The organism is Alcaligenes sp. GW821-FHT11D07, assembly GCF_058808495.1.
Window position 1 is genome coordinate 900,922 of sequence record NZ_JBXART010000001.1, and the last position, 23,342, is coordinate 924,263.

At 56.1% G+C, this 23,342-nt stretch carries 25 protein-coding genes; 18 read left to right on the forward strand and 7 right to left on the reverse strand.

The features are described 5' to 3' along the window. Positions 1 to 34 precede the first annotated feature (34 nt). The 14 genes from pdxJ to AC1RSM_RS04185 all read left to right on the forward strand — a co-directional run bounded on the left by pdxJ (position 35) and on the right by AC1RSM_RS04185 (position 12,015). Positions 35 to 772, forward strand: coding sequence for a pyridoxine 5'-phosphate synthase (gene pdxJ, locus AC1RSM_RS04120; protein WP_492929736.1), 738 nt, complete (start codon positions 35 to 37; stop codon positions 770 to 772). Positions 773 to 822: 50 nt separating this feature from the next. Next, positions 823 to 1,392: a nitroreductase family protein gene (locus tag AC1RSM_RS04125; RefSeq protein WP_492929737.1), complete on the forward strand. Its 570-nt coding sequence runs from the start codon at positions 823 to 825 to the stop codon at positions 1,390 to 1,392. A gap of 324 nt (positions 1,393 to 1,716) precedes the next feature. Beyond that, entirely contained in the window at positions 1,717 to 2,544 is an 828-nt protein-coding gene (locus AC1RSM_RS04130; RefSeq protein WP_492929739.1) for an alpha/beta fold hydrolase, read from the forward strand. Positions 2,545 to 2,562: 18 nt separating this feature from the next. Continuing rightward, positions 2,563 to 3,000: a Zn-ribbon domain-containing OB-fold protein gene (locus AC1RSM_RS04135; protein ID WP_492929741.1), complete on the forward strand. Its 438-nt coding sequence runs from the start codon at positions 2,563 to 2,565 to the stop codon at positions 2,998 to 3,000. Continuing rightward, positions 3,001 to 4,146 carry a thiolase family protein gene (locus AC1RSM_RS04140; RefSeq protein ID WP_492929743.1) on the forward strand — a complete coding sequence of 382 codons (1,146 nt, stop codon included), beginning with the start codon at positions 3,001 to 3,003 and terminating at the stop codon, positions 4,144 to 4,146. It begins immediately after the preceding gene. Then, on the forward strand, positions 4,143 to 4,949 hold the full coding sequence (locus AC1RSM_RS04145; RefSeq protein ID WP_492929745.1) for an IclR family transcriptional regulator: 807 nt from the start codon (positions 4,143 to 4,145) through the stop codon (positions 4,947 to 4,949). The genes AC1RSM_RS04140 and AC1RSM_RS04145 overlap by 4 nt, the downstream gene beginning before the upstream one ends. After that, entirely contained in the window at positions 4,946 to 6,172 is a 1,227-nt protein-coding gene (locus AC1RSM_RS04150) for a CaiB/BaiF CoA transferase family protein (RefSeq protein WP_492929747.1), read from the forward strand. Before AC1RSM_RS04145 ends, AC1RSM_RS04150 begins: the two co-directional genes overlap by 4 nt. Further along, positions 6,169 to 7,002: an alpha/beta fold hydrolase gene (locus AC1RSM_RS04155; protein WP_492929749.1), complete on the forward strand. Its 834-nt coding sequence runs from the start codon at positions 6,169 to 6,171 to the stop codon at positions 7,000 to 7,002. Before AC1RSM_RS04150 ends, AC1RSM_RS04155 begins: the two co-directional genes overlap by 4 nt. An 8-nt stretch (positions 7,003 to 7,010) precedes the next feature. Then, entirely contained in the window at positions 7,011 to 7,766 is a 756-nt protein-coding gene (locus AC1RSM_RS04160) for an SDR family NAD(P)-dependent oxidoreductase (protein ID WP_492929751.1), read from the forward strand. Positions 7,767 to 7,790: 24 nt separating this feature from the next. Further along, positions 7,791 to 8,546, forward strand: a complete 756-nt coding sequence (locus AC1RSM_RS04165) for an SDR family NAD(P)-dependent oxidoreductase (protein WP_492929753.1) — start codon at positions 7,791 to 7,793, stop codon at positions 8,544 to 8,546. A 27-nt stretch (positions 8,547 to 8,573) separates the two neighbouring features. Next, a complete protein-coding gene (locus tag AC1RSM_RS04170; RefSeq protein WP_492929755.1) occupies positions 8,574 to 9,110 on the forward strand; it encodes a type II 3-dehydroquinate dehydratase in 537 nt (178 codons plus the stop codon). A gap of 37 nt (positions 9,111 to 9,147) precedes the next feature. Next, entirely contained in the window at positions 9,148 to 10,125 is a 978-nt protein-coding gene (locus tag AC1RSM_RS04175) for a TRAP transporter substrate-binding protein (protein ID WP_492929757.1), read from the forward strand. Positions 10,126 to 10,179: 54 nt separating this feature from the next. Next, a complete protein-coding gene (locus AC1RSM_RS04180) occupies positions 10,180 to 10,710 on the forward strand; it encodes a TRAP transporter small permease (protein WP_492929759.1) in 531 nt (176 codons plus the stop codon). Between the two features lie 18 nt (positions 10,711 to 10,728). Beyond that, a complete protein-coding gene (locus AC1RSM_RS04185) occupies positions 10,729 to 12,015 on the forward strand; it encodes a TRAP transporter large permease (RefSeq protein ID WP_492929761.1) in 1,287 nt (428 codons plus the stop codon). 121 nt (positions 12,016 to 12,136) lie between these two features. Here the strand turns inward: AC1RSM_RS04185 and AC1RSM_RS04190 are convergent, their stop codons facing one another. Then, on the reverse strand, positions 12,137 to 12,547 hold the full coding sequence (locus AC1RSM_RS04190) for a MerR family transcriptional regulator (protein WP_492929763.1): 411 nt from the start codon (positions 12,545 to 12,547) through the stop codon (positions 12,137 to 12,139). Positions 12,548 to 12,674: 127 nt separating this feature from the next. Here AC1RSM_RS04190 and AC1RSM_RS04195 point away from each other — a divergent pair, with 127 nt between their 5' ends. Continuing rightward, the gene (locus tag AC1RSM_RS04195; RefSeq protein WP_492929765.1) at positions 12,675 to 14,060 is read left to right on the forward strand and encodes a dihydrolipoyl dehydrogenase; all 1,386 of its coding nucleotides are present in this window, start codon (positions 12,675 to 12,677) and stop codon (positions 14,058 to 14,060) included. A gap of 43 nt (positions 14,061 to 14,103) precedes the next feature. Here the strand turns inward: AC1RSM_RS04195 and pdxR are convergent, their stop codons facing one another. Beyond that, positions 14,104 to 15,540 carry a MocR-like pyridoxine biosynthesis transcription factor PdxR gene (gene pdxR / locus AC1RSM_RS04200; protein WP_492929767.1) on the reverse strand — a complete coding sequence of 479 codons (1,437 nt, stop codon included), beginning with the start codon at positions 15,538 to 15,540 and terminating at the stop codon, positions 14,104 to 14,106. Positions 15,541 to 15,646: 106 nt separating this feature from the next. Here pdxR and AC1RSM_RS04205 point away from each other — a divergent pair, with 106 nt between their 5' ends. The 3 genes from AC1RSM_RS04205 (at position 15,647) to AC1RSM_RS04215 (ending at position 17,259) form a co-directional block, all read left to right on the forward strand. Further along, positions 15,647 to 16,084 (forward strand): GNAT family N-acetyltransferase, encoded by a 438-nt coding sequence (locus AC1RSM_RS04205; RefSeq protein WP_492929769.1) that lies wholly within the window; start codon positions 15,647 to 15,649, stop codon positions 16,082 to 16,084. A gap of 5 nt (positions 16,085 to 16,089) precedes the next feature. Beyond that, positions 16,090 to 16,725, forward strand: coding sequence for an FMN-dependent NADH-azoreductase (locus tag AC1RSM_RS04210; protein WP_492929771.1), 636 nt, complete (start codon positions 16,090 to 16,092; stop codon positions 16,723 to 16,725). Positions 16,726 to 16,797: 72 nt separating this feature from the next. Continuing rightward, positions 16,798 to 17,259: a carboxymuconolactone decarboxylase family protein gene (locus AC1RSM_RS04215; protein ID WP_492929773.1), complete on the forward strand. Its 462-nt coding sequence runs from the start codon at positions 16,798 to 16,800 to the stop codon at positions 17,257 to 17,259. On the opposite strand, the gene AC1RSM_RS04220 is transcribed toward AC1RSM_RS04215, so the two are convergent. From AC1RSM_RS04220 to AC1RSM_RS04240, 5 genes are read right to left on the reverse strand one after another with little or no spacing between them, the layout of a single operon-like run. Beyond that, positions 17,256 to 17,867 carry an SCO family protein gene (locus AC1RSM_RS04220; RefSeq protein ID WP_492929775.1) on the reverse strand — a complete coding sequence of 204 codons (612 nt, stop codon included), beginning with the start codon at positions 17,865 to 17,867 and terminating at the stop codon, positions 17,256 to 17,258. The two genes, AC1RSM_RS04215 and AC1RSM_RS04220, sit on opposite strands and share 4 nt — an antisense overlap. 15 nt (positions 17,868 to 17,882) lie before the next feature. Continuing rightward, positions 17,883 to 19,955, reverse strand: a complete 2,073-nt coding sequence (locus AC1RSM_RS04225; protein ID WP_492929777.1) for a M3 family metallopeptidase — start codon at positions 19,953 to 19,955, stop codon at positions 17,883 to 17,885. 14 nt (positions 19,956 to 19,969) lie between these two features. Further along, a complete protein-coding gene (folD, locus tag AC1RSM_RS04230) occupies positions 19,970 to 20,833 on the reverse strand; it encodes a bifunctional methylenetetrahydrofolate dehydrogenase/methenyltetrahydrofolate cyclohydrolase FolD (protein WP_492929779.1) in 864 nt (287 codons plus the stop codon). Continuing rightward, a complete protein-coding gene (locus tag AC1RSM_RS04235; RefSeq protein ID WP_492929781.1) occupies positions 20,834 to 21,457 on the reverse strand; it encodes a response regulator transcription factor in 624 nt (207 codons plus the stop codon). After that, complete coding sequence (locus AC1RSM_RS04240) at positions 21,454 to 23,211, reverse strand: PAS domain-containing sensor histidine kinase (RefSeq protein WP_492929783.1); 1,758 nt, start codon at positions 23,209 to 23,211, stop codon at positions 21,454 to 21,456. Before AC1RSM_RS04240 ends, AC1RSM_RS04235 begins: the two co-directional genes overlap by 4 nt. Positions 23,212 to 23,342 lie beyond the last annotated feature (131 nt).

A 23,342-nucleotide genomic window follows, 5' to 3' on the forward strand; every position in this document is an offset into this window, starting at 1 on the left:
CATTCATCCCTGAAACTACGGAGGTCCTTGGGGAATGTTAGAACTGGGCGTCAATATCGATCATGTGGCGACGCTGCGCCAGCAGCGTCTGACCACATACCCTGATCCAATTCAGGCCGCTTTGCGAGCAGAAGAAGCCGGAGCGGACCTGATTACCTTACACCTGCGTGAAGACCGGCGTCATATTCAAGATGCCGATGTCGAGGCCATGCGTCCCGTGCTGCGTACCCGGATGAATCTGGAATGCGCCATCACCACCGAAATGCTGGACATTGCCTGCCGCATCAAACCTGACGATGTTTGCCTGGTTCCCGAACACCGTGCTGAACTGACCACCGAAGGTGGGCTGGATGTCGTCGGCCATCTGGAGCAGGTCAAGGCCGCTGTGCAGCAACTGCAAGCAGCCGGCATTCGCGTGTCGCTTTTCATTGATGCTGATCCCGCTCAAATTCAAGCGGCCAGCCAGGTGGGGGCCACCGTGATCGAACTGCACACCGGCACGTATGCGGACGCTCAAACGCCCGAGCAGGCCGCCAGCGAGCTGGAACGCATTCGCGCCGGTATCGCCCAAGGTGTCTCTCAAGGCTTGCGTGTCAACGCCGGTCATGGCTTGCATTACGGCAATGTACAGGCGATCGCTGTCTTGCCAGGTCTGTCTGAACTCAATATTGGTCACGCCATTGTTGCCCAAGCCGTTTTTGATGGTTGGGAAAAAGCTGTGCGCGATATGAAGGCCCTGCTGGTCCAGGCCTGCGCGGCCGGACAGGCCTGACCGAGCCCTGCCGCCAGGGCAGGGCACTCTTAATTGATTCTGGAAATACCATGAGTACCATTGATTCTTTATTGTCCCGCCGCTCCATCAAGCTGGTGCAAGGCCCCGGCCCGAACGAGCAGGAGCTGGAGCAGATCTTGCGCGCTGCAATGTGCGCACCCGATCACGGTCGTTTGCAACCTTGGCGCTTTTGCCTGATTCGCGGTGAAAATGTGCAGGCTTTGGGTGAACTGGCTATTGGCGCTAACGAGCGTGCCGGTAATCCCTTAACCGAACAAAAGGCTGCCAGTGTGCGCGCTTGGTTGTCCAAAGTGCCGATGCTGATTGCGGTGGCCAGCCATATCGACCATGCCGAGGAAAAAATCCCGGAACTGGAACGTGTCCTGGCAACGGGGGCTGCCGTCACCAATATGCTGCATGCGGCCCATCAGCTGGGTTTTGGTGCGTTCTGGAGCACTGGTCTGGGCACCTACGGTGAAGAAGTTCCCGAGGCGCTGGGCTTTGATTCCCTGGACTACCAGTTCCTGGGTTTCGTCTCCGTGGGTACGCCTATCCACAATCTGGGCCCTGCACAGCGCCCTGATCCTCAGAACTTTGTGCGTGAGTGGCAAGCCGCTTAAGTGCCGGTCCGTCAGTGACAGGAAGGGGAGCAGTTTCAAGCCCCGTTCCTCTTCACCTAGTGGGCTACCCCAGCAAGTTCTTAAGAAGCCTGAATCCTTAATGGGGTTCAGGCTTTTTTATTTGCCTGAGGCTCAAAATACCTGCGAGCAGCTTCGCTGTGTCTATGCCAGCCAGCCTCCTGACACTCATAACTATGCGCCGCTGACCAGCGGCTTTTTTGTGTTCCTAGGGTTTGTACTGATATGCACACCCTGGCCTCGCTTTTATCATTATTCCATACATCAGAACATAATTCCGTTAAACGGAATTTCAATGGAAAGATAATGGAACGAGACACGACGCAGCATCTCCTGCTTCCTGACGGGGCCGAACTACATTACGTAGAAATCGGACAGCCCTGCGTGTCCCGTCCATCGGTCTTGATGCTGCACTCTTTGTTCTTTAATGCAGCCATGTTCATGCCGGTGATTCAGTCCCTGCAGAATGACTGGCACATTATTTGTCCGGACCATCGGAACCAGGGTTTGAGCACTGCCGGCAGCCAACCCGCCACCATGCGTCAGTTGGCACAGGACTATGCGTTTCTGGCTCAAGAGCGTCAGCTGTCTGCTTTGCATGTGGTGGGCAGTTCGATGGGCGGCTACGTGGCGCAAGAGTTGATGCAGCTGGTTCCGCAAAAGATTCGTTCGGCCGTGCTCTCGTGCTGCACCTCGCAGGCCGAGCAGCAAAAGCAGCGCTTTGATCAATTGGAAGCGCAACTGCGTCGCGATGGTGGCGAACCCTACGTGGCAGCTTTGCTGCAGACCATGTTCGGAGAGGCGTTTTTGCAAGATACGGATTCAGCTGCGGTCGCCCAGCGTGAGCATTGGCGCGAGCACTTTGCGAATCTTCCCCCCAGCATTGCCGACTCCGTGAATGGCGTGTTTTCCCGCCCCGACTATCAAGCCTATTTGCCGGCCAACACCATCCCTCATCTGCTGATCAGCGGGGCCCTGGATAGAGCCAAAAAACCTCTGGATATGGAGCAGATGGACGCTTTGCTTCCTGACAGTACGCACCAGGTTTTTGAGCACTCCGGACATACCCCGCCAGTGGAGGCGGCTAAAGAATTTGCGCTGCTCATTGAGCGTTTCTGGAATCAAGTTAATTAATGATGCAAGGATTAATTCATGCAAGCGAATGAGTCTACTGTGCTGCCAACGGCGATGGCCTTTGGTGAAAACGCACAGCCGATACGAGATATTGCGTCGGACCAGCCCAGTCAGTTTGTGGTCCAAGACGGTGCTGTGCTGCTGCGTGGAAGCCAGAGCCGCTCCAGCGGTAGCAAGGCTTTTCCTGTACGTGAAGTCTGCATGGAAACCGGCGCGCGCGACATGCAAGACCTGTTTTTCGGTCCCGTCGGAACCTTGTACAGCTTCTCCACGATCCATGTTTCTGCCTCGCGTCCCACGCCCTATACCTTGGGCTATGTTGATTTCCCTAACGGGGTGCGCGTTCTGGCTCATGTCCGTTGTGACGATGTCAGTGCCTTGTATTGCGATATGCCGGTTACTACCGCCTCCGAAGGCGATGACTGGTTTGTAACTCCTACCTTGGCGGAGAAGTAAGTGAGTGAAGCTTATGTAGTGGGTGCGGCCATGATCCCGATGGCCCGCCACAAAGAATCCAGCTATACCGGTTTGGCCCTGCCGGCCATTCTGAATGCCATGGCCAGCGCCGGTGTGCAGGCTGATGACATTGATGCCGTGGTGTGTGGTCACGCCTTTGGTGGCATGTTGACCGGGCAGCGCCTGGTGAAAGAGATCGGTATTGGCACGGTGCCAGTGGTCAATTGCGATAACGCTTGCTCGGGTGGGGCTACAGCCATTCACCTGGCCTGGAAAGATATTCAGGCGGGCCGACACGACATCGTGCTGGTGATCGGTGTGGACAAGCTCACGCAGTTTGGTGGTGGCACTTTACCTTTGGTGCAAGAAGACCCTGAGGTACAGCAAGGTCTGGTGATGCCCGCTGTCTACGGCATGCGTGCTCGCCGTTACCTGCATGAACGCAATCTGGGCCCAGAGGTATTGGCGCAAGTCAGCGTGAAGGCGCGTACCCACAGCAAGCACAACCCGTATGCACAGTACCGCGACCCGCTGACGGTGGAGCAAGTGTTGGCTTCGCGTCCTATTTGTGATCCCTTGACCTTGCTGCAGTGCTGCCCGACGGGCGATGGTGCTGCTGCCTTGATCATGGTGTCTGAGCGTGCCTTGAAGCGTCTGCAAAAACCGGCCATGCGTGTAGCCGCCTCTGTTTTGCACTCCGGTCAGGCCACCAGTGGTTTTCGCGATATGACCCGCCCCGAGATCTCGGCGGAATCGGCGCGTGACGCTTACAAGATGGCAGGCATTACGGCGCAGGACCTGGACGCGGTAGAGCTGCATGACGCGTTTACAATCGCCGAACTTGTTTATTACGAAGCACTTGGTTTGTGTGAAGTGGGGCAGTCTGCTCAGTTCCTGCTGGATGGCCGTAGTACCTACGGCGGTGACGTGGTGGTGAACCCAAGTGGCGGTTTGCTGGCCAAAGGTCACCCGGTTGGAGCAAGTGGCGTGGCCCAGGCCGTCGAAATGTACTGGCAACTTACACATCAAGCCGCAGAACGTCAGGTGCCCAATGCGCGCTACGCCATGACTCATGTCACGGGGGGCGGTATTGCAGGCCTTGATCATGGTGCTTGTGCCATCCATATTTTCGAAGCCCAGATATGACCACACAAAACACTTCTACCCCGACTAGCTCAACCGGAACCGTAAGCCGCGCTTTACAGCTCTTAGCCGTATTGGCCGAGTCCGATGGTCCGGTAACCGTCAAACAGGTGTCCGAGCAGATGGGGCTGGCCCCATCGACCGCTCACCGTTTGCTGAATTTGCTGCGCAAAGATGATTTTGTTGCCGTAGCCAGTGGTGGAAGTGGTTTGTACAGCATTGGGCCCGAGTTTTATCGAGTAGCGGCCCAGGTAATGAGTGCCGAGTCCCGGCCCGCCTTGGCACAAGCGTCTTTGGATGCCATTGCTTCCGAGTTCAACGAGACGGTGCTGTTTGGCATGTACGCCGCCAGCGAGTCGGCCATGAGTTTTGCCGCTATCGCTCGAGGCGAGCACAAGCTGCAATACCAAATCGATTTGCACAAACCCATGTCTTTGGTGTGGGGAGCATCGGGCAAGGCCATTTTGGCTTACCTGGATCAGGGCGTCGTTGAGCGTTTGCATGCCAAGGCTGAAACCTCTCCCGCTCAGGATGCACCGTTGCCCGAGCTGGACACACTGTTGGCCGAACTGGCCGAAGTCCGTCAAAACGGCTACGCCCACAGCATGAGCGAGAAGCTGCCCGATGCTCGTGGGGTGGCTGCGCCTGTATTCGATAAGCACGGCATTGTGGGCTGTGTGTGTTTGACCATGCCCACAACACGTGTCCCCAGTGCTGGCTTGAGTGCCATTACCGAAGCCGTTATTCATCACGCCGCAAAACTCTCCGAGATGTTCGGCTACCGACATAGAAAAACCAAATTATGAGTCATACCGCTACTGCTCAGCCCCTGGCAGGCTACAAGGTCATAGACCTGACTACGTTTTTGTCCGGTCCTTTCTGCACTCAGGTGCTGGGGGATCTGGGGGCTGAAGTGGTCAAAATTGAAGCACCGGAAGGTGATTCCAGCCGCAGTATCCCGCCGCATTTTGTGGGCGAGGATAGTGCTTACTATCTCAGCATCAACCGCAACAAAAGCAGTTTGGCGGTGAATTTGAAAACAGCCGAAGGGCTGGACCTGGTACGACAGCTCATCCTGAAAGCGGATGTGGTCGTTGAAAACTACCGTCCCGGTGTGGCCGCACGTTTGGGCCTGGACCCCAAGACTTTGTGTGAAGAACATCCTGGTCTGGTGTGGGCTTCCATCAGCGGTTTTGGACAAACCGGTCCTGACCGTGACAAGCCTGCCTACGACATGATTGTTCAGGCCCTGTCCGGCGTCATGAGCTTGACCGGGGAAGAGGGCAGGCCTGCCGTGCGTCTGGGCATCCCGGCCGGTGATACGGTAGCGGGCTTGTACGCAGCAATCGCGATTAATGCCGCCTTGGCTGACAGAGAGCGCAGTGGGAAGGGCCGAATTATTGATGTGGCCATGCTTGATTGCCAACTGGCCATGCTGTCTTACCAAAGTGCGTATGCCTTGATTGCTGGAGTCACCCCGGCTCCGCAAGGCGCCAAGCACGACTCCATCCCCACCTATCGTTCTTTCCGTGGGGGCGATGGCCGGGAATTTGTCGTGACGGCCAATACCGACAGAATGTGGCAAGGTTTGTGCCGCGTGCTGGGCCTGGATCATTTGATTGAAGATGAACGATTCAAAAATGGTTCCAGCCGCCTGAAGAACAAGCAGGCTTTGTGGGAGCAACTGGAAAGCGCCTTTGCACAAGAACCTGCTGCGCATTGGATTCCTTTGCTGGAAGCAAACAGCGTGCCTGTGGCTTTGATTCAGTCAGTCCCAGAGGCTCTGCTGCATGCGCGTGACGCTGAGCGCAGTATGATCCTGGCGCTGCAAAATGAAGATCACAGCATCGAGGTCGTGGGCAACCCGATCAAGTTCGTGGGTGCAGAGGCCGCGCCATCCACCTTCCCCCCAAAAAAGGGCGCGGATGATGTCCGTGTTCTGGGCGAGTGGTTGAGCTTATCTGCAGACACGGTGTCGTCCCTGCAACGGGAAGGCGTCTTGCTCAACAGTACGTGTGGCCAAGCATGAGCGCGCCTTTGGCCATGCTGCATTATCCAGGCTCCTTATTCACGGTGGAGCAGGGCACGAGCAGTGACGAGTGTGTCATTGCCTTGCACTCCATTGGGGTAGAGGCGCATTCTTTTCGCCAACTGTTCAGCCAGTTGGCTGCTGTCCATCCGTGCCTGAGCTACGACTTGCGTGGCCATGGTACAGCGGCCGAGCTGCAAGAGTTTGATCTGGATGTGCTGGTCGAGGATGCCGTCAAAGTGGTGCAGTCCTGCCGTTTTAGCAAGGTCCATTTGCTAGGACATTCTATAGGCGGAGTGATTGCGGCTCTGGCAGCGGCGCGTTTGGCCAATAGTGAATCGCATCAGGTGCTGAGCCTAAGCGTTCTTGCCAGCCCGCCTACCGGTTTGGCGGTATTTGGCGAACGTGCTCAGGCGATGCAGCAGGAAAGTCGTGAGTCCATTGTGGACAGCACGATGCAGCGTTGGTTTGGCGGATTGGACCAGAGCGTTGAGCTTGCCCAAGCCATGGATTATGCGCGCCAGCAGTTGAGCCTTGTTCCGCTGCGCTCGCTAGTGAGCAGTTGGCAAAGCTTGGCCCAGTTTTCCGGCTATGGCGTGTTGGCTGCGCAATTGCCTGACACCTTGCTTGCAACTGGGGATCAAGACCTGTCTACACCGCCAGCAGCGATGCAGGCAATTGAAGATGCCTTGATCCACGCGGGCAAGACCGCAACACCGCTACACATTATTGAAGGGGGGGGGCATATGTTGCCTCTCACTCCACCCGATGCCTTGATTGAGCTGTTGATGACGCATTTCAAGGTATCTGGCGCCACACATTTTCGCTAGGAACCGCTATGTCTGACTTTGTAGGTCGAATCGCTATTGTTACAGGGGCCGCCGCCGGCATAGGCCAGGCTGTCTGCCAGCACCTGTTAGAGCTGGGAGCCATCGTAGGCGGTATTGACCGCCAGTCCGAGGGAATCCCGGCAGGGGTGACCCCCTTGATTGCGGATGTGACTGATCAGGACTCCTTGAACCAGGCCGTGGCCGAGTTTGCCAAGCAGCATGGCCGCCTGGATGTGCTGATCAATAACGCCGGGGTGAGCTTTGTGGGCACGATTGAAGATGGCAGCGATGAAGACTGGTTGCGCATCTTCAATATCAACGTCCTGGGCTATATGCGCAGTACACGCGCCTGCTTGCCTTATCTGCGGCAGTCGCCCAATGCGGTGATCGTGAACATGTCCTCCTGCACGGCCATTAACGGCTTGCCAGAGCGCGCTTTGTATTCAGCCAGCAAAGGGGCGATTCAGTCCATGACCCTGGCCATGTCGGCTGATTTGATTGCCGAGCACATTCGTGTGGTGGGAATCGCGCCGGCAACGGTTGATACGCCTTTCATGACTGAACTGGCTAATCGGACCAGCGACCCTGCTGCCAAGCGCAATGAGTTTCATCGGCGTCAGCCCACCGGGCAAATGGTCCAGCCTGAAGAGGTTGCCCGCCTGGTAGCCCATGTGGCTCATCCAGGGGCGCTGTCCTACACCGGCACCATCATCAATATTGATGGCGGCATGGCCACCTTGCGTATGCCGCATTCAACACATTAATACCCATACAAATAAGGAACTATCGTGAGATTTGACAATAAAACTGTGATCGTTACCGGTGCTGGCCAAGGTATTGGTCGTGCCTACGCCCAAGAGTTTGCCAAGGCGGGCGCAGCGGTTGTGGTGGCAGATTTGAACATTGAGAAAGCCCAGGCGGTTGCTGCAGAAATTCAGGCGGAAAACGGCAAGGCGCTGGCAGTGAAAGTAGATGTGTCGGATGACAAGAGCACGACGGAGATGGTTGCCCAGGCGGTCAAAGCCTTCGGTACGGTGGACGTGCTGATTAACAATGCGGCTGTTTTCTCCACCTTGAAGATGAAGCCATTTGAAGAAATTGATGCTGACGAGTGGGATTTCGTGATGGGCGTGAATGCCCGTGGCGTCTTTAACTGCGTCAAAGCCGTGTCGCCTTTCATGAAAAAACAGCAGAACGGCAAAATCATCAATATCTCGTCCAGCGTGGTGGTGACCGGTCGTGCCAATTACGCACACTACGTGGCATCCAAAGGCGCGGTCGTGGCTTTGACTCGTGCACTGGCGACCGAGCTGGGCGAGTACTGCATCAATGTAAACGCGATCAGCCCGCACGGCATCGTGACCGAAGTACCCCGTGACACCATTCGTCCCGAGCAGTGGGACGCCATCATTGCTGCCCAGACCTTGAAGCGCAAGGGCGATGTCAGCGACATGATTGGCGCCACCATGTTCCTGGCTTCCGATGACAGCAAGTACATCACCGGCCAGACACTGAACGTGGATGCTGGTCTGCGTTTTAACTAATCCAATTTAGCAAGAGGGCCTCCAGGCATGAGTACACATAACTTTACCGTCACCCGCTCTTCAAACCGCAAACATCTTATCGCTGTGATTGATGGCCCGAACATGTCGAGCCTGGGTAAGCGCAGCAAAAAAGTCTATGGAAATATCCAGTCCCTGGATGAGCTCAAGGAATGTGTGCGCAACTTTGGTGAGCAACTGGGTGTGGAAGTGGAGAACTTCTCCTCCAACCACATGGGCGACATTTTGGAATACATACACGAGTCGGCACACCGGGTGGATGGCTACATCATCAATCCCGCTGGCTTGACCACCATTGGGGAAGGGGTGCGCCATGCTTTGGAAGACACCGAACTGCCCGTGATGGAAGTGCACTTTTCCAATATTGCCGCCAGTGCAGGCGCGGCCCGTGGTTTGGGTGGTGGCAGCATTCAGTCCAGCTTTACCCACACGGCCACCGGCATCTGCATGGGCATGCGTCACTACAGCTACCTGGCTGCACTGACCGCACTGACTCTGGCGCTGGATGACCAAAGTTTCCTGGGTGCCCCTTCGGGACAGCAGTAATCCCTCTTCTCACATAACGATTAATACGGAGGAAGACATGAAAAAGTTTTCTTTACTCGCTACAGTATTTGCCGCCGTTGGTTTGTTCAGCAGCGCTGCGGTCCAGGCCGAAATCAAGCCTGTTACTTTGAAGTTTGCCCACATCTATGCGTCCCAGGATCATTGGGGCCAAACAGCAGAGCGCTTTAAACAAGCAGTGGAAGAGCGCTCTGGCGGCAAGATCAAAATCAATATTGATGCCAACGGTTTGACGGGCGACTGGCCACAGTCCATCGAAGGCCTGCGCATGGGCACCAACCACATCGTGCTGCAAAGTGTCGGTGCGTTGGACCGCTATGCAAAGTCCGCCGGTGTTGAAGCCTATCCCTACCTGATCCGCGATATGGATCACTACCGTGCTGTGTACAACGGCCCGGCCGGTCAAGAGCTGTACGAGCAGATCACCAAGGAAAGCGGCTTCAAGCTGGTGGGTGCCGCTTACCGTGGTGCACGTTATTTGACCTCGAATCGTCTGATTCAGAACCCGGATGATTTGCACGGCCTGAAGATGCGTGTGCCGCCCCTGCGCATGTACCGCAGCACCTGGACCACCTTAGGTGCCAGCCCGGTGCCAATGGGCATGGCGGAGCTGTTCACCTCCTTGCAGCACGGCATGATCGATGGCCAGGAAAACCCCCTGGAAGTGATCAAGAACGTCAACTTGTTCGAAGTGCAAAAGAACGTGGCTGAAACCCAGCACACCATCGGCGCCATGACCTTGATCTACTCCGCCGCTTACTTTCAGAAACTGCCCGAAGAGACACGACAGATTCTGCAAGAGGAAGGCGAGCGCGTCATGAAAGAGGCCACCGACCGCATGATTGTGGAAGAAGAAAACATGAAGCAGTTCCTGATCGGCAAGGGCATGGCTTTCAATGCGGTAGACCGCGACGCCTTTGCGACCAAGATCCAGGCCATGGATGCAGAGTTCCCTGAGCTGCAAGTGTGGCTGGATAAATTCCGCGCTGTTCAATAATGAAAAAGTCGGGGCATGGATTACCGTCATGCTCCGACCCCACTGGTAAAAGTTATGACAACTAACAACGTACCTGACGGGCCAGCAAACTGGGCCGATAAAACCGCATCTGTCATTGAGAAAGCATTGGACTGGATCATCGGCAGCATGATGTTTGTAATGTGTGCGGTTATTGCATGGCAAATCTTCTCTCGCTACGTCCTGAAAGATATGTCCTCCTGGAGTGAGGAGGTCGCCCGCTTTCTGATGGTGTGGATCTCTCTGCTGGGCAGTGCGGCTGTGCTGCGCCGTGGCGGTCACGTCACTGTCACCATTTTGCTGGATCACATTTCAGCCAAGCTCAAACGCCGCGTTTTGATTATCCGCGACCTGTTGATGCTTGCCACCCTGGTCAGCATTACCTACTACGGGTGGGAGTTTGCGCAAATCAACGCCGTTCAGCTGTCTGCCGCCATGGATATCCCGATGTCCTGGGTCTATGCCTCTTTGTGGCTGGGGATGGGCTTGTGCGTAGTGATTTTGCTGTTAATCCGCTTAGGCAGCCAGCCTGATTGGACCGCTGGCAGTACCGATGAGCATCCCTAAGTACGGAAACTACCTTCTATGATCACCGTAACCTTAATTACCCTGCTGACGCTCATTCTCATGCTGATCGGCATGCCGATTGGCTTTGCGATCACAGCAGGTGCCCTGGCGGCGTTGGTCGCCCTGGGCGACATCAGCCTGATGGCAGTTCCCCAGCAGCTATTTAGCGGTCTGGACAGCTTTTCCTTGCTGGCTATCCCTTTCTTTGTGCTGGCTGGTAGCCTGATGACCTCGGGCGGTCTGACAAGCCGACTGCTGGATTTTGCCAATGCTTTGCTGGGTCGCTTCAAAGGCGGTCTAGCCATGAGCGGAGTGCTGGCCTCGGGCATGTTTGCCGGCATCTCCGGCTCGGCGGTGGCCGACACCAGTGCGTTGGGTCGCATCATGATTCCGGCCATGATCCGTTCGGGCTATCCCCCCGGGTTTGCGGGTGGCGTGATTGCTGCCGCGAACGTCGTGGCTCCTATCATCCCGCCGTCCATCCCCTTTATTGTGGTGGCGGTACTGACGGGCCAATCCATCACGACGCTGTTTCTGGCAGGTGTGGTCCCTGGCGTGCTGTATATGCTGTCCATGCTGGTGATGAGCTGGTGGATCAGCCGACGCAATAACTTCCCGACTCAAGGCAAAGCCTCGGGCCGTGAAATCTGGACTACCTTCAAGAACTCGGCCTTCGCCTTGCTGCTGCCTGTGTTCATCCTGGGTGGTATCCGTAGCGGTATTTTCAACATTACCGAAGCGGCCATCATGGCGGTGATTTACGCTCTGGTTATCGGTACCTTCATCTACCGTCAGATCACCTGGAAAGTCTTTGTCGATAGCCTGGTCAGCGCAGCTCATACCACGGCTGTGATCATGATTATCGTGGCAGCGGCGCGTGTCTTTAGCTGGTTGCTGGCCTATGTCAGCATTCCTGAAGCCATTTCCGCTTTTGTGCTGGAAAACATCAGCAATCCTTTAGTGTTCCTTTTGTTTGTGAACATTCTCTTGCTGGTCGTGGGCATGTTCCTGGAAACCAACGCCGCCTTGGTGATGTTGATTCCAGTGCTCTATCCGATTGCCATGAAGCTGGGTATTGATCCCACTCACTTCACCGTGGTGGCGGTCGTGAACCTGTGTATTGGTTTGATTACGCCACCGGCTGGCCTGTGCTTGAACATTTCGTCCTTGTTGGCACGTATCTCTTTGGAGAAGGGTGTCGTGGGCATTGCGCCGTTCTTGCTGGCCGCTTTGGCCGTACTCACTATTTTGACCTTGTTCCCGCAAGTGTCGATCTGGCTGCCTAACCTGGTCGCCGGTTCTTAGAAATACGTTTCTGCTTTTTTTGCTGCTTCTCGGGCCACCTCGGTGGTTTGAGAAGCAGTTTTTTTATCTTCAAACAAGGGTCGCGCCCGGGGAATACTGCTTAGGCCTAAAGGGCGGCTGATTAATTAGACTTCTCTGGCGCACAGCAGCTGCCTTCCAGCCCATCCAGAATCGGGCAATCCGGGTGTTGGTCTCCATGGCATTGCTCGGCCAGCACCCGCAGCTTGGCCGCCATATCCAAGAGCATGGCAGCCCGGCTTTCCAGATCTTGAATGTGGGATTGGGCCAGTTGCTTGACCTCGCTGGAGGGGCGGCGCTGATCGCGCCATAGGCTGGTCAACTGCTGTATATCGCTTAAATTGAAGCCCAAATCTTTGGCGCGAACAATGAAATGCAAGGTGTCCAGGTCCTGGTCCTGGTAGACACGATAACCATTGGGAGCCCGTTCGCTATTGAGCAATCCCAGGTCTTCATAGTGCCGGATCATCTTGGGTGTCAGGCCGGTTACGCGGGCCGCTTCACTAATCAGCATGGTTTTCCTCGGGCAGTGCAAGGGGACTGCGTTATGATTGAAAGGGTCAATTCTGCACATTGTAGAACGGGCAGTCTGGCAGGTCATCAGGCCCCTGATTGCCTCGATACGGACTCAAGGAGCGTATATGAAAGAAATTCAGTGTGATGTTGCCGTGATTGGAGCAGGGACAGCGGGCATGACAGCGTATCGTACGGCAAAACGGGCCGGCAAGAAGACGCTGATGATCGAGTCGGGCCCCTACGGCACGATGTGCGCACGAGTTGGCTGTATGCCTTCCAAGTTATTGATTGCCGCTGCCGATGCAGCTCATCACGCACGTCGTACCGCTCCATTTGGTGTGCATGTAGACGGTGATATCCGCATTGAGGGCAAAGAGGTCATGGAACGCGTCCGTAAGGAGCGAGACCGCTTTGTGCAGTTTGTGGTGGACGATGTGGACGGTTTTGATGCCGACGATAAAGTCCGTGGCCATGCCCGCTTTATCTCCGAGAACGTGCTGGAAGTGGATGATCACACCCGTATTACCGCCGGGCATGTCATCGTGGCGACAGGCTCCACGCCAGTACGCCCCAAGGAGCTGGAACCACTGGGTGCGCTGCTGATCAATAACGACGATGTATTTGACTGGACCGACCTGCCGGAAAGCGTGCTGGTAGTGGGCACCGGGGTGATCGGCCTGGAGTTGGGGCAAGCCCTGGCGCGCCTGGATGTGAAGGTATCTATCATCAACCGCAGCCAGAGCTTGGCGGGTTTGTCTGACCCCGAGGTTCGTGAAGCAGGCCGCGCAATTTTCACCCAAGAGCTCAATATTCGATCTGATGTGACCGTGCTGGGCAGTGAAGTGGTAGATGGCAAAGCTCGTGTGCGTTTGAAGGTCGATGGCAAGGAACTGGTCGAAGATTACGACTACGTCTTGGGTGCTGCTGGCCGTCGTCCTCAACTGGATAATCTGGGCCTGGAAAACACATCTGTGCAATGGGATGAGAAAGGTCGAGCCGTCTACGACCCAGACAGCCTGCAATTGAAAGGCACCTCGATTTATTTGGCGGGTGATGTGAACCAGCGCGCCCCCATCTTGCACGAAGCGGCTGATGACGGTCGTCTGGCCGCTTTGCAGGCTGCCAGCAATGGGCGGGACGAACCGATGGCTCGTCGCGCACGCATGGCAGTGGTGTTCAGTGACCCACAGGTAGCCTCCGTTGGCACACCTTTTAAGTCGCTGCCAGAAGGGGCGGTGACCGGAAGCGTGAACTTTGGCAATCAAGGCCGCGCACGGGTAATGCTGGTCAATCGCGGTTTGCTGCACGTGTATGCCGACAAGCAGGGCAAATTCCTGGGTGCCGAGATGGTGGGGCCGCAGGCCGAGCATATTGCCCACTTGCTGGCCTGGTCTTTGCAGTCGGAATTGACGCTGGATCAGATGCTGGGCATGCCGTTCTACCACCCCGTCTTGGAAGAAGGCTTGCGCACGGCGCTGCGTCAGGCGCAGTCTGCCTTGAAATCTTCCTAATAGCTGCCTGACAGGCTTGGCAGCCTGTCAGGAAACAGCGAGATCAGGCTTGGCCGTCAGGATGCTGCATCAGGTCCTTGATACGGCGGCCGAGCAGCTCGGCCTGCTCCTGCGACTCTATATTGGTAAAGCCCAACAAAAGGCCCGAACCGCAAGCGGCTTCGCTTGTCCAGCGTGATAAAGCATGTGCATACATGCCGTTCTGGCGCAGGCGATCGGCCAGGGCACGATCAGTATTGTGACCTGGCATCCTGAGCAATAGATGCATGCCACCCGGTTGCGGATCAATGGACATGCTGGCGCCCAAGACCTTGGATAATCCTGCTGCCGTGGCATTGCGGCGCTCTGCATATAGCCTTCGCATGCGCTGAATGTGACGCGCAAAATGTCCTTCGAGCATGAAGGAGCTGAGCAAGGCTTGCGTCAGCCCTGGGATACCACTGCCCAATACCTGTTTGACAGCTTCAAAGCGCTGAATCTGTGCTTCAGGAACTACCAGATAGGCTAGGCGAATGCCGGGAAACAGCAGCTTGCTGAACGTGCCTGCGTAAATCACACGACCATGATGATCCAGGCTTTTCAAGGCGGGCAGGGGGCGGCTGATATAGCGATATTCCCCGTCATAGTCATCCTCTACGATCCAGCGCTGATTGCGCTCTGCCCACTCCAGCAAGGCTTGGCGTCGGGTCAAAGACAGCGTCACGCTAAGTGGGCTTTGATGGGCGGGCGTTACGATAGCCGCACTGGCCTGCGGCGCCTTCTGTATGCCCTCGGACACGTTCAGCCCCTGCGCATCAACGCCCACTGCCACCATGTTTAAACCCGAGTGCTGCAGTATTTCACGCGTTAATGGGTAACAGGGGTCTTCTACCCAGACTTGATCCTGGCTTTGCAAAAGCGCGTGGATGAACAGATGCAAGCTTTCTCGGTAGCCTGAGGTAATAAATACCTGCGCAGGCGTGCATTGGATGCCGCGCGCTACCTGCAAATGTGCGGCAATCGCGGCGCGCAGTTCAGGCAAACCATTTTGCGGTGGATAGGATAGGTCCGCAGCCTGCATGCTGCGCAAGTGTCGGGCGCCGAGACGCGCCCAGATTTTGCGGGGAAAAGCGTCCAGAGCCGGCAAGCCCATCTGGAACGGCATGGGCTCCTGCTCCCGAATCGGGGCCCTTGTATATAAGGTGGTGGCCAAGCGCGAGTTCGCTTCCGAGGGCCGCGCCTGTAGCCCCGGGGTGACTATCGTGCCCGCTTGCCCCCGTGGCTGCACATACCCTTCAGCATGCAGCAGGGAATAGGCCATCTCGACCGTGCCGCGCGCCACTCCCAATTCCGTTGCCAAGCCGCGTGCAGAGGGAATTCGGTCACCCGGACTCAGTGTGCCCTGAATGATGGCGACCCGGAAACGCTCATAAATCTGCTTGTACATGGGCTCGTTCTGGGCGCTGCTGGGTGCAATACCTTCAATGAATGTAGGCAACATGGACTAGTTAAAAAACCAATTTATGGATCTTTTATTGTGTCATGAATCCGCGCAAAATAGCCTCTGCTCCTGTCAGTTGGACAGAGATATTTAGGAGAAATCTCTCGTGGCTTGTCTGGAAATGCGCCATGTCGAAACCGCTCAAGAACTCAGAGCGTGCTTCGCACTTATGCAGCAATTACGGCCTCATCTGCTGGATGAGGATGAGTTTGTTAGCCAAGTGGAGAGTATGCGATCGCAACGCTACGCCTTGCTGGCAGTGTGGGAGGCGGGGGAGGTGATTGCGTTGGCTGGCTACCGCTACCAGCAAAACCTGATCTTTGGCCACTTTCTTTATGTGGATGATCTGGTGGTGAGCAAAGAGAAGCGCAGCGCGGGCCATGGTGCTAGTCTGTTGCATACGCTGGAGAGCCTGGCCCAGAAGGCAGGCTGCTCGCGGCTGGTACTGGATACCGGCCTGGATTTTGCACTGGCGCAGCGGTTTTACTTTCGGCAAGGAATGCTGAGCGCTTCCTTGGGATTTAGCAAAGTGTTAGGTAAGTAGATATCGTGACTATTCTTCGATTGGCTTGTAGCCCAAATGGTGTGGACTCGGAAAGCTTTCGCTTGTCGCAGTTCATCGTGCAGGCCCTGTCAAAAGCCGACGCTGCGCTTGGCACAGAAATCCTGGAAATTGACGCGAACCGTCTCTCGCATGTGGATGCGCCCTATGCCAGCGCTTTGGGCGGGCCTTGCGATCCAGACGACTATGACGGGACTTCTTTAGGGCGGTCCGATGAGTTGATCCGGAGCTTGTCCGAAGCGGATTATGTGGTCATTGCCACGCCCATGCATAATTACACCGTTCCATCTGCCTTAAAAGCCTGGATAGATCATGTTGTGCGGATTCGCCATACCTTCAGTGCAACGCCAGCCGGGAAAATTGGGAAGTTAGTGGATCGTCCCTTTTTCGTAGCAGTATCGTCAGGCGCCGTGTTTTCGGGCCCACAGGCGCATCAGCCAGATTTTTTGACACCTTATTTGGAAGCGGTACTCGCTACTATTGGATTTCAACACATCACCTTCTTTTCGGTGCAGGGCAGTGCCAAGGGCGGTCCTCTGCTGGAGCAAGCCAGACAGGAGGCGCAGGCCCAGATTGCCGAGCATTTTCTGAAGCGGTCGCTCAAGGAAGGAGCTGTTTCTTGAATCGCGCTGTGGTTCCATGCCTTTGTGGCCAATTAGCAGGACACCCCATCTTATTTACTCAGGGAGCAAAATATGACCCAACGAATTGACTATGCACAGGCTGCACCCGCTGGAACTAAAAGCCTGGGCTCGGTTTATGCCTACGTGCTGCAGTGTGGCTTGGATACCCAGTTTGTGGAGTTGATTTTTCTGCGTGTCTCGCAGATCAATAATTGTGCCTATTGTCTGGACATGCACACTCGTGATCTTCTGAAGCATGGGGTGAAAGTCGAGAAACTGGCCCTGCTTCAAGCGTGGGCTGAAGCCGGTTCACTCTTTAGCGAGCGTGAGCGTGCCGGTCTTGCCTGGGCTGAAAGTGTGACGAATGTGGCCCAGACCGGTGTGCCTGATCAGGATTATCAGGCGGCACGCAAGGTGTTTAGCGAAAAGGAATTGGTGGATTTGACGATCGCTATTGGGCTGATGAATACCTATAACCGTCTGGCAATCAGCTTCAGAAATCCGCCTCAAGCGGTCAAAGAGCAGCAGGCTTAGGGCAGCAAACTGCGAACACCGTCCGCTAGGACTTCTACCGACTCGGTGTCGGGGGCGAGATAGCGCGCCTTGCCTTGCTGATCAAAGATGTAGACGCCGCGACTGTGGGCGACCTCGTAGTTCTCCGGGGCCTTGGGATCGGGTTTTTCAATCTGATACGCCACACGGTAGCGGCGCGCTAAATTGGCGATCTGCTTTTCCGAGCCCGTCAGTCCAGTCGTGTTTTTGCCGTCAAAGGCAGCCACGTAACGGGCCAGCGAATCCGGGGTGTCGCGATGCGGATCGACACTGACAAAGATGATGCGCACTTGCTCGGCATCATCCCCCAGTTCGTCCATCACAGCGCCCAGCTGAGCCAAAGTCGTGGGGCAAATGTCCGGGCAACTGGCGTATCCAAAGAACAGCATTACTACCTTGTCTTTGAAGTCGTCTTGAGTAAGGGTTTTGGGGCCAGCGGCTTGCAGGGAAAAGCGCAGGTCGGGCAGAAAGCCGCGTACCGGGTGCAGATTGGCAGCGGTGGCGCTGCCTAACATGAACAAGCCCAGCACCAGTGTCAGGCCAAACTGTTTTAACAAGACAAGAATGGACTTCACTGGGCGGGGTGTCATAGACGTCCTCTGGGTTTAGGCAGGCTCTGGAGTGAGCCCGCTGTGACGGAGCAGGGCGGTAATGGAAGGGTCACGGCCTCGGAAGGCGCGGAAGGAATCAGCAGCAGAGCGCTCGCCACCTACAGACAGAATTTCGCGCCAGAAGCGATGACCCGTATTGCTGTCGAGCGTATCACGCGCCCCATCGGAATGGGTATAGGCTTTTTCCTCAAAGGCTGAGTACGCATCGGCAGACAGCACTTCAGCCCATTTGTAGCTGTAATAGCCCGCGCCGTAGCCACCTGCAAACAGGTGCGAGAACTGATGCGGGAAGCGGTGCCACTCGGGCGGGAACAGAACCGCCACTTCTTGGCGTACCTGATCCAGAATTTCCATGACGGCATCAATGCTCAGCCCGCTATCTCGCGAGTGAATCAGCATGTCGAACAAGGAAAACTCCAGCTGACGCACCATTTGCATGCCGCTTTGGAAATTGCGAGCGAGGTTCAGCTTGTTGTAGAGCGCACGAGGCAGATGCTCGCCGGTTTCTACATGAGCGGTCAGCATTTGTACGACGGGCCATTCCCAGCAGAAGTTTTCCATGAACTGCGAAGGCAGCTCAATCGCGTCCCATTCCACCGCCGCAAAGGCGGAAGCGGCAGGGTCGTCCACACGGGAGAGCAAGGTATGCAGAGCATGGCCGGACTCGTGGAACAAGGTGATCACATCGTCATGCGTGAGCAGGGCGGGGCGATCTGCCTGGGGCTCGGCAAAGTTGCACACCAGATAGGCGATAGGCAGACACAGATCCTCGCCCAGACGGCGGCGGCTGCGTTCGCTATCAACCCAGGCACCGCCTTGCTTGCCTTGGCGGGCATGCAGGTCCATATACAGATAGCCTAATACCTTGCCGTCGGAGGCGATCACCTCAAACGGGCGGACAGCAGGGTGCCAGGCAGGCACGTCGGCGGGACGTAGGGTCACGTCAAACAGGCGCTGGATCACTTTGAACAGGCCATTAAGAACGGCGGGTTCGGTGAAGTACTGCTTGATTTCGTCTTCCGAGTACGCGTAGCGCTGTTCGCGCAGGCGCTCGGCACTGAAGGGAACATCCCAGGCTTGAAGGGTATCCAGGCCCAGTTCTTTTTGGGCAAAGGCCTGCAGTTCGTCCAGATCCTGACGGGCGTAAGGGCGGGCTTTAGCGGCCAGGTCACGCAAAAAGCTCATGACCTCCTCAGGCGTGTCCGCCATGCGGGTTTCCAGACGCATATGAGCGTAGCTGGCAAAACCCAGCAGGCTGGCTTCCTGGGCACGCAGGTCCAGCAAGGTTTCGATTGCCTGGGAGTTATCGTATTGGGTATCGCCCTGATCGGAGGCAATGGTGGTGTACGCCCGGTACATTAGCTCGCGCAAGGTCTGGTTGCGGGCGTACTGCATGACGGGCAAATAGCAAGGCATTTTCAGCGTCAAACGCCAGCCTTCTTGATCATTCTCTTGGGCGGCACGTTGGGCAGCGGCCAAGACGTCATCCGGCACACCGTCCAGTTCGGACTGATCGGTGACCAAGTAGTGCCATTGGTCAATGGCGTCCAGGACATGCTCAGAGAACTGTTGCGAGGTCTGTGCCAGTTCGTCGGAAATACGGGCGTAGTCTTCACGCGCCTGACCTTCCAGTTGCACGCCGCTCAAGCGGAAATCGCGAAGGGCCAGGGTAACGATGCGTTGACGCTGGGGCGTCAGGGCGGCAAAGGCCGGGCTGTCGGCCAGTGCCTGATAACGCAAAAACAAAGCACGGTTCAGGCCCACCCAGGTAGAGAACTCGCTCATGCGCGGCAGGCACTGGTTGTAGACCGTGCGCAGTTCCGGCGTATTGATGACCGAGTTCAGGTGACCGGCCACCGACCAGGCGCGATACAAGGTCTCGGTGGCGTCCGTGATGGGCTCGACGATGTTGTCCCAGCTGGGTTCGCTATCGTCGTTGGAGACTGTGTCTACGGCTTGGCGGGCCAAGGCCAACAGATGATCCACCGCCTGCTCGATGTGCTCAGGCTGGATGGCGGGGTAGTCAATAAGGCTGTCGATAGGAACCAGTAAGGGATTTGTCGTCATAAACCGTTAATTAATTAAAGACTGATATTGGCCGAACGTTCGGCCGCTTCCAAGGTGTTGACCAGCAGCATGGCAATAGTCATGGGGCCAACGCCACCCGGTACGGGGGTAATGGCCGAGGCCACTTCGCTGGCACTGGCAAAGTCCACGTCACCGCACAGCTTGCCGTCTGCACCTCGGTTGATGCCAACGTCAATCACGACGGCGCCGGGCTTGACCATATCGCCGGTAATGATCCCGGGACGGCCAACCGCAGCTACCAAGACATCGGCGCGGCGGGTTTGAGCGGCCAGGTCGCGTGTCTTGGAGTTGCACAACGTGACAGTAGCCCCGGCTGCCAGCAAGAGCATGGCCATGGGTTTGCCCACGATATTGCTGGCACCCACCACCACGGCTTCTGCACCGCGCAGATTCACGTTTTCAGATTCCAGCATCTTCATGACGCCATAGGGCGTACAAGGGGCAAACAGCGGCTTGCCGGTCATGAGCATGCCCGCATTGCTGACGTGAAAACCGTCCACATCTTTATGGGGGGCAATGGTTTCAATAACCTTGTGCTCGTCCAAATGGGCGGGCAGGGGCAATTGCACCAAAATACCGTGTACCGAGCTGTCCTGATTCAGGCGGGTGATCAAGGCCAGCAACTTGGTTTCCGTGGTATCGGCCGGCAGGCGGATAATTTCGGATTTCAGGCCGGCGGCTTCACAGGCCAGCCCTTTGTTACGCACATAGACCTGGGAGGCGGGGTCTTCCCCCACCAACACCACCGTCAGACCGGCTTGCAGGTCATGTGTTTGCTTCAAAGCTGCAACACGTTGGGCAACTTCTGCCTTGATTTGTGTGGACAGCTGTTTTCCATCAATGATACGAGCACTCATTTACGCGTCCTCGGACTTGGTGAGGGCGATTTTCATGAGATCGGCAACCGTAGTAACTTCCAGTTTTTCCATGATATTGGCGCGATGCGCTTCGACAGTTTTAATGCTGATATTCAAGTCCCCGGCAATTTGCTTGTTCAGGCGGCCAGCCACGATGCGCTCCAGCACTTGCTGCTCGCGCGCGGTCAGGCGGCCCAGGACTTCTTGTTGATCTTTTTGTGCCTGTGCTTGCGAAGCACGTGCGGTAGCCTGCTCGATCATGCGGCCCACAATGGTGCGCAGGTCGGCTTCGTTAAAGGGCTTTTCCAGGAAGTCGATCGCGCCTTTTTTCATGGTGCTCACGGCCATAGGAACGTCGCCGTGGCCGGTGATGAACACAATGGGGATCGAGGATTTACGAGCGATCAGGGCTTCTTGAAGCTCCAGTCCGCTCATGCCGGGCATACGCACGTCCACAATCAGGACGGCAACCTGGGCCGGATCATAGCCGCCCAAGAACTCTTCGCCCGAGGCAAAGCAGCGGACCCGGTAGCCGTTGGCTTCCAGTAGCCAGCGCAAGGAGTCCCGTACGGCTTCGTCGTCATCGACTACGTAAATGGTGCATGGCATTTGCGGGCTGGTCATTCGGGTATCTCCAGTTTGTTATCAAGGGTGTCCGCTACATCGGGTGCCGCACAAGGTAGACTGAAACGGAAAATCGTTCCACCCTCTGGATTGCCGACTGCCCACAGGCGGCCGTGATGCGATTCAATAATTGTGCGACAGATATTCAGGCCCATCCCAAGGCCTTCGGACTTGGTGCTGTAAAACGGTTCAAACAGACGTTCAGGGTCTTTAAGACCATGACCGCGATCGATGACCGCCATCTCTAAAAGCGATTCTTGTTGGGTGATCACCAATTGGAGCACATGATGCTCGCTGTGTTCCATGGCTTCGATCCCATTTTTGAGCAGGTTCAATAATACCTGTTCTATGAGAATGGGGTCGGCAATGACATCGGGTACGGGATCGGGAATGCTCAGTTCTATCTCGATCTGGCGCTTGCGGGCGTCGATTTCGGCGAATCCGACCGCGTTTTCCACAATGCGCATGACCTTAACACGCTGGCGGCGCGGCTCGCTACGTTTCACGAACTCACGAATACGGCTGATGATCTTGCCCGCGCGCTCCGCTTGCTGGGCGGCTTTTTCCAACGCGGCCAGCAGGGTTTCAGGCTGATAGCGGCCAGATTTCAGCATGGCCACGGCACCCATGCTGTAGTTATTGATGGCCGTCAGGGGCTGGTTCAGTTCATGCGCCAGCGAGGAGGCCATTTCACCCATGGTGGTCAGACGGCTGGTCAGCTGCACTTTTTCTTGCTGAATACGAGAAGCTTCTTCGTGCTTGCGGCGGTCGGTGATATCACGGGCCACTTGCAGGCGCACGCGTCGTCCATCCGTCCAGGCCAACATGCGGTGATGCACCTCAAACCAGCGGGCGGCGGATTCGGAATAAATTTCCACTGTTTCGTCTGTAAAGCGACCTAAGCGACCACCCAGAAGTTCGGCATGACCATTGGACTGGGCACCGAAAAAGCGGCGGTAAGTACGGTTGGCAAACAGCAACTCCAGACCGTCCGAGGTGTCGGCGACCACAGAAATGGCATCGTCCAGACCTTCCAGCACTGTCATGAAACGCTCGTGAGCGGCTGTCAGCGCTTCGCGAATTCGTTTGGGCTCGGTGATGTCTGTCATGGAGGTCATCCAGCCAATTTGCTCGCCATTGGGCGCGCGCAGTGGCGAGACATACATACGGGCGGTGAAGCGAGAGCCGTCACGGCGCTGGGCTTCGACTTCCAGACCACTGCTGGGTGTGCGACCCGAGAGCAAAAGATCCAGGGTTTCCTGGTGCTGCTGGTGGCGCCCCGGTAACCAATACGGGAAGGGGGCGGTACGACCCACCAGATCGGCTTCGTTCCAGCCGATCATCCTACAGAAAGCCGGGTTTACATAAGCGATGCGGCCTTGCATATCAAAAACGCGCATACCGGTGGACATGGAGTTTTCCATGGCACGTCTAAAGCCGGTTTCTGCTGATTGGGCCGCCTCGGCATGGGTGCGAAAACGGGTGTAGCGCCAAAGCGCCAGGAGACTCACCACAATGACCAAAGAGAGTGCCAGAATCACCATCATCAGGCGTTGCTGGCGCGTTTCCTGATCGATGGTCACAAACATGACGCTATCGTTTTGTAGCCGCTGCAGCCACAGGAATACCCCCATGACGCACAGGTAGAGAAACAGCACCACAACCGGCGTTAACCAATAGAATCCGCGGCGATTCTGTTTGGCCTGGTCATAAAAGGTGGAGGGGATCAGAGACTTTTTAGAATGAGTGGCCATGACAGCAAGAATAGGAATATGGCTGAATTGTAATGTAGGGCTATTTTTTTTAGTGATATTTCATATTATGAAAACACATACCATAAAATGAAATTTTGCTTGAGCGTTTGTGTGTTCTTTCCTAGAATGAG

Bases quoted from the DNA above. Each gene is read 5' to 3' on its own strand.
- pdxJ (WP_492929736.1), top strand. From the start codon at position 35: ATGTTAGAACTGGGCGTCAATATCGATCATGTGGCGACGCTGCGCCAG.
- AC1RSM_RS04125 (WP_492929737.1), top strand. From the start codon at position 823: ATGAGTACCATTGATTCTTTATTGTCCCGCCGCTCCATCAAGCTGGTG.
- AC1RSM_RS04130 (WP_492929739.1), top strand. From the start codon at position 1,717: ATGGAACGAGACACGACGCAGCATCTCCTGCTTCCTGACGGGGCCGAA.
- AC1RSM_RS04135 (WP_492929741.1), top strand. From the start codon at position 2,563: ATGCAAGCGAATGAGTCTACTGTGCTGCCAACGGCGATGGCCTTTGGT.
- AC1RSM_RS04145 (WP_492929745.1), top strand. From the start codon at position 4,143: ATGACCACACAAAACACTTCTACCCCGACTAGCTCAACCGGAACCGTA.
- AC1RSM_RS04150 (WP_492929747.1), top strand. From the start codon at position 4,946: ATGAGTCATACCGCTACTGCTCAGCCCCTGGCAGGCTACAAGGTCATA.
- AC1RSM_RS04155 (WP_492929749.1), top strand. From the start codon at position 6,169: ATGAGCGCGCCTTTGGCCATGCTGCATTATCCAGGCTCCTTATTCACG.
- AC1RSM_RS04160 (WP_492929751.1), top strand. From the start codon at position 7,011: ATGTCTGACTTTGTAGGTCGAATCGCTATTGTTACAGGGGCCGCCGCC.
- AC1RSM_RS04170 (WP_492929755.1), top strand. From the start codon at position 8,574: ATGAGTACACATAACTTTACCGTCACCCGCTCTTCAAACCGCAAACAT.
- AC1RSM_RS04175 (WP_492929757.1), top strand. From the start codon at position 9,148: ATGAAAAAGTTTTCTTTACTCGCTACAGTATTTGCCGCCGTTGGTTTG.
- AC1RSM_RS04180 (WP_492929759.1), top strand. From the start codon at position 10,180: ATGACAACTAACAACGTACCTGACGGGCCAGCAAACTGGGCCGATAAA.
- AC1RSM_RS04185 (WP_492929761.1), top strand. From the start codon at position 10,729: ATGATCACCGTAACCTTAATTACCCTGCTGACGCTCATTCTCATGCTG.
- AC1RSM_RS04190 (WP_492929763.1), bottom strand. From the start codon at position 12,547: ATGCTGATTAGTGAAGCGGCCCGCGTAACCGGCCTGACACCCAAGATG.
- AC1RSM_RS04195 (WP_492929765.1), top strand. From the start codon at position 12,675: ATGAAAGAAATTCAGTGTGATGTTGCCGTGATTGGAGCAGGGACAGCG.
- pdxR (WP_492929767.1), bottom strand. From the start codon at position 15,540: ATGTTGCCTACATTCATTGAAGGTATTGCACCCAGCAGCGCCCAGAAC.
- AC1RSM_RS04215 (WP_492929773.1), top strand. From the start codon at position 16,798: ATGACCCAACGAATTGACTATGCACAGGCTGCACCCGCTGGAACTAAA.
- AC1RSM_RS04220 (WP_492929775.1), bottom strand. From the start codon at position 17,867: ATGACACCCCGCCCAGTGAAGTCCATTCTTGTCTTGTTAAAACAGTTT.
- AC1RSM_RS04225 (WP_492929777.1), bottom strand. From the start codon at position 19,955: ATGACGACAAATCCCTTACTGGTTCCTATCGACAGCCTTATTGACTAC.
- folD (WP_492929779.1), bottom strand. From the start codon at position 20,833: ATGAGTGCTCGTATCATTGATGGAAAACAGCTGTCCACACAAATCAAG.
- AC1RSM_RS04235 (WP_492929781.1), bottom strand. From the start codon at position 21,457: ATGACCAGCCCGCAAATGCCATGCACCATTTACGTAGTCGATGACGAC.
- AC1RSM_RS04240 (WP_492929783.1), bottom strand. From the start codon at position 23,211: ATGGCCACTCATTCTAAAAAGTCTCTGATCCCCTCCACCTTTTATGAC.